This window comes from Agarivorans sp. (assembly GCF_050295395.1).
In the GTDB taxonomy this organism is placed as follows: domain Bacteria; phylum Pseudomonadota; class Gammaproteobacteria; order Enterobacterales; family Celerinatantimonadaceae; genus Agarivorans.
This window is the reverse complement of record NZ_JBNKPP010000273.1, coordinates 1-4,714: the sequence shown is the minus strand read 5'-3', so window position 1 is coordinate 4,714 and position 4,714 is coordinate 1. Positions and strand designations below refer to the sequence as shown.

Sequence of the window (4,714 nt, the reverse complement as noted above, 5' to 3'; positions counted from 1 at the left end):
AGGTATTTTGCCCGACCTATTTCGTGAGGGACAGGGCATTGTTGCTCAAGGACATTTAGTCGACGCCAACACGGTAGACGCTTTTGAAGTCCTCGCTAAGCACGATGAAGAATACATGCCGCCTGAAGTGGCTGAGGCCTTGGAAGGAATGGAACATTTCAAACCCGAATACACCGAAGCCCAACTTAAAGGCTCAGGACACTAGAGAGTTATTATGATCCCTGAACTTGGACATTACGCACTTATTCTCGCGGTCACGCTGGCCATGTTGCAAAGCGTGTACCCGCTATGGGGAGCCAGCAAAAATAGCGTGACTTTAATGCGCTTGGCTCGTCCTCTAGCCTTGGCTCAGTTTGCCTTTGTGGCTCTTTCGTTTGCAGTGCTGAGCTACAGCTTCGCGGTTAATGATTTTTCAGTGGCTTACGTGGCGAATAATTCGAATAGTCAAATGCCACTCTATTTTCGCCTGTCGGCGGTATGGGGAGCCCATGAGGGCTCATTACTACTATGGGCAATGATACTGTCTGGCTGGGGAGCGGCAGTGGCTTTATTTAGTCGCGGCCTGCCTTTGGATGCGGTGGCTAGGGTTGTAGCCGTTATGGGAATGATATGCGTTGGCTTTTACCTTTTCATATTATTAACTTCTAATCCTTTTGAGCGAACTTTGCCGTTTTTCCCGATAGATGGTCAAGATCTTAACCCCTTGCTGCAAGATGTGGGGCTGATTTTTCATCCACCATTATTGTATATGGGTTACGTCGGATTTTCGGTCGCTTTTGCTTTTGCTATTGCTGCTTTACTGGCTGGGCGTCTTGATTCAACCTGGGCGCGCTGGTCGCGACCATGGACCATGGCGGCGTGGGTATTCCTAACGCTGGGGATTGCTCTTGGCAGTTGGTGGGCTTATTACGAGCTAGGCTGGGGCGGCTGGTGGTTCTGGGACCCAGTGGAAAACGCCTCGTTCATGCCGTGGCTGGTGGGTACGGCTCTGCTGCACTCTTTAGCGGTAACGGAAAAACGCGGAGTATTTAAGTCGTGGACAGTGCTATTGGCCATTTCCGCCTTTTCACTGAGTTTACTGGGTACCTTCTTGGTGCGCTCAGGAGTATTGGTATCGGTGCATGCCTTTGCCAGTGACCCTGCCCGTGGCTTATTTATTCTGGCCTTCTTACTGGTGGTGATTGGTGGTTCGTTGCTGTTATTTGCGGTTCGTGGTTCGCAGGTGAAGAGCCGAGGCAGCTATAGCTTGTTTTCACGAGAAACCTTTTTGTTAATTAACAATATCTTGTTGGTGGCTGCTTTAGTTGTAGTATTGCTGGGTACCTTATTGCCACTGATCCATAAAGAGATTGGTTTAGGTAGTATTTCCATCGGCGAAGCGTTTTTTAACCGCATGTTTAGTTGGATGATTGTACCTTTTGCTATCGCCTTGGGTATTGGCCCACTATTGCGTTGGAAACGTCAGGCACTTGGGCCACTTAAATCCCAGTTGATTATTATCGCTGGCTTAAGTCTGCTCGTTCCAGCTGCACTGTTTGCGGTGTTTGCGCCTCAGTTCTATGGCTTAGCCTATATGGCGGTGGTACTAGCCTGTTGGGTTATCGCCTGTACGGTTTTGGAAGTGTACTTACGCGCCACTCATCGCCATAGCTTTGTTAAAGGTTTAACTGTGTTAAGTCGCTCACACTGGGCTATGGTGTTAGGTCACTTAGGCTTGGCCGTGACAGTGATTGGAGTAGCTTTAACCAGTCACTATAGCATTGAAAAAGACCTACGCATGGAAGCCGGTGACTCGGTGACCTTTGCCGATTATCAGTTTAATTTCATGCGTGTAGAACCCTTGGTTGGTCCTAATTACCAAGGTCATGTTGGGGTTATTGACGTTTATCAGGGCGATAAGTTAGCGGGCTCGTTACGGGCGGAAAAACGCTTCTATCGCGTGCAACGTAATATGATGACAGAAGCGGCCATTGATGCTGGTTTTTGGCGTGATTTATATGCGGCCATGGGCGAGCAGTTGCCTGGTGGTGCTTGGGCGGTGCGTTTGTATTATAAGCCCTTCATTCGTTGGATTTGGTTAGGGGCGATTATTATGGCCTTGGGCGGCGTATTTGCTATCAGCGATAAGCGTTATCGCTTTAAGGTAAAGCAAAGCCAGCTTAATCCGCGCACAGAAAACAGCAGTAAACTTGCAGAGGAGGGCTAAGTGAGCAAGCGTTTTTGGTACTTTTTGTTGCCCTTGGTGGCATTTTTAATGATGGCGGTATTTTTATATCGCGGCCTATATAGTGATGCCACTGAACTGGAGTCTGTGTTGATTGGCCGACCTGTACCGGAATTTACACTGCAAGATATTTATCAACAAGATAAGCAATATGCAGCCGATATTTTCAAGGGCGAACCACTGCTGCTAAATGTGTGGGCTACTTGGTGCCCAACTTGTCGCGCAGAGCATGCTTTTCTTAATTCTCTAGCTGAACAACAAGGGATAAAGATAGTTGGCTTAAATTATAAGGATGACCGACAAAAAGCGATTCAATGGCTTGAGCAGTTGGGTAATCCCTATCAAATCAACCTCTACGATGGTAAGGGCTTACTCGCGCTTGACCTAGGCGTTTACGGAGCCCCCGAAACTTATTTCATCGATAGTCATGGGATTATTCGTTATCGCCATGTGGGCGATGTTAATCCGCGAAATTGGCAAGATACCCTTGCTCCAATCTTTAGTGCTTTGGAGTGAACATGAACCAATATTTAAAGGCTTTTACACTGCTGTTAGCACTTTTTATGTCTACCAGTTTAAGCGCTGCGATAGATGTTCATGAGTTTGATAGCCCCGAGCAGGAGCAACTTTTTCGCGAATTAACCCGCGAATTGCGCTGTCCTAAGTGTCAAAACAACAATATTGCTGATTCTAATGCGGGTTTGGCGCAGGACTTACGTGAAAAAACCTACCAAATGGTGAAACAGGGAAATACCAAGCAGCAAGTATTGGACTACATGGTGGCTCGTTACGGTAACTTTGTTCGCTATGATCCGCCATTAACGCCTGCGGTAATGCTACTTTGGGCGGCCCCTTTAAGCATTATAGTGCTGGGTCTGTTAGTGGTCTTGCGGGTGGCTAGGCGCAGAGCTGATGCTAAACCCGAGCTAGATGCCGATGAAAAGCAACGCCTTGAAGCCTTAATCAAACAGACGGAGCAGGATAAGTAATGACAGTATTTTGGTTAGCGGCCTTGGTGTTAACTGTGTTGGCGCTTGCGGCATTGGTGATGCCTTTTGTGCGCCAGCGACATGGGCGTTCGATTACTCAAACTGAGCTGAATAAAACCTTATACAAAGATCGCTTGCAAGAAATTGAGCAAGAAGATCAACAAGGCTTGGCTGACGATAGCCAGCTGTTGGTCAGCGAACTACAACACAATTTGTTAGACGATATTCCAGAGCAAGACAGTAAACAACAGCAAGCAGTTTCTGTTTGGTTAGTGCTTCCTGGTATTGCTGCTGTTATCGTCTTATCGATGGTGCTTTACTTTAAGTTGGGCAGTGCCGATAAGGTGCAAGATTGGCAAAAGGTGGTGGAGAACATGCCTGAGCTTAGCAATAGAATTTTGCTGGGTGAAGGCGGTGATGTTAGCGAGCAAGATTTGCAAGATTTTGCTTTAGGCTTGCGGACTAAATTGTATAACGACCCTAGTGATACTCGAGGTTGGTTTTTATTGGCCAAAGTCGGCCAAGCGCTAAACCGACTCGATATAATGACAGATGCTGCCGAGCAGGCCTATATGCGCGATCCTGCTAGCGCTAGTATTATCGCGGTATATGCACAATCGCTGTTTTATAGTGGAGATGCCAGCCAACAGGCTAAAGCCGAACGGATCTTGGTACTAGCACTGCAACAGGATTCTTCGCAGTTAGAGCTGTGGTCTTTATATGCTTTTATGGCCTTAGAACAACAGCAGTTCCAGTTAGCGATTGACCGCTGGCAGCGCATGCTGAGCCTAGTTGATGCCGATTCCGAGCGTCATCAAATGCTCCAGCAGAGCATTGCTTTTGCTCAAGCCCAATTAGCACAGCACGCTCAACAGCAGGAGCAAGTTAGCGAAGCACCAGCAACTGGCCCCAGTTACCAAATTACGGTAGATGTGCAAGAGGGAGTGGAAGTGCCGGATTCAAGCTTCCTATTTGTATTTGCTAAAGCGGTCAATGGGCCACCCATGCCATTGGCTGCTAAAAAAATCGCTCATCCTCGTTTCCCTTTAACGCTAACCTTGTCGGATAGTGACAGTATGATGGAAGGCTTGAAATTATCACAGCAGGGCGCCTTCTATATTACCGCTCGTTTGTCTTATGATAATAACGCGCAAACCACTGATGGAGACTGGCAAGGAGAGTCTGATCCGATCAGTTCAGAGCAGCAAGAAACCATTCAATTGCACATAGATACGCGCTTATAGCAAGTTCTTTCTTATTGAATTGTCAATAAATAAGACTACTCAGCTTTGGATATCGGTGTCATAATAATAAAGCTTGCTAGCAAGCTTTATTTGTTTTTGGTGCGCAGTTGAAGCGCGCTTAGTACGAGGTTTTAACCAAGGAAGAGGTGGGCGTGCGTAATATAGTTACAGCTTTTATGATGTTTGCTGCAATTATTTCAACGGCTTTTTCTGCAACTGTAAAGGCGCAAGAGCTTGAGGCTCAACCCTATCAAAAT

General features: G+C 47.0%; 5 protein-coding genes. All 5 read left to right on the top strand.

Annotation, left to right across the window (positions count from 1 at the left end):
• The coding region (locus ACQY6Q_RS16340; RefSeq protein WP_427983064.1) for a cytochrome c maturation protein CcmE at nucleotides 1-205 on the top strand (205 nt) is incomplete at its 5' end.
• A gap of 9 nt (nucleotides 206-214) precedes the next feature.
• Nucleotides 215-2,206 carry a heme lyase CcmF/NrfE family subunit gene (locus tag ACQY6Q_RS16335; RefSeq protein ID WP_427983062.1) on the top strand — a complete coding sequence of 664 codons (1,992 nt, stop codon included), beginning with the start codon at nucleotides 215-217 and terminating at the stop codon, nucleotides 2,204-2,206.
• A complete protein-coding gene (locus ACQY6Q_RS16330) occupies nucleotides 2,207-2,740 on the top strand; it encodes a DsbE family thiol:disulfide interchange protein (protein ID WP_055732178.1) in 534 nt (177 codons plus the stop codon).
• Between the two features lie 2 nt (nucleotides 2,741-2,742).
• The gene (locus tag ACQY6Q_RS16325) at nucleotides 2,743-3,213 is read left to right on the top strand and encodes a cytochrome c-type biogenesis protein (RefSeq protein ID WP_427983060.1); all 471 of its coding nucleotides are present in this window, start codon (nucleotides 2,743-2,745) and stop codon (nucleotides 3,211-3,213) included.
• Entirely contained in the window at nucleotides 3,213-4,457 is a 1,245-nt protein-coding gene (ccmI, locus tag ACQY6Q_RS16320) for a c-type cytochrome biogenesis protein CcmI (RefSeq protein WP_427983058.1), read from the top strand. The genes ACQY6Q_RS16325 and ccmI overlap by 1 nt, the downstream gene beginning before the upstream one ends.
• Nucleotides 4,458-4,714: the final 257 nt, after the last annotated feature.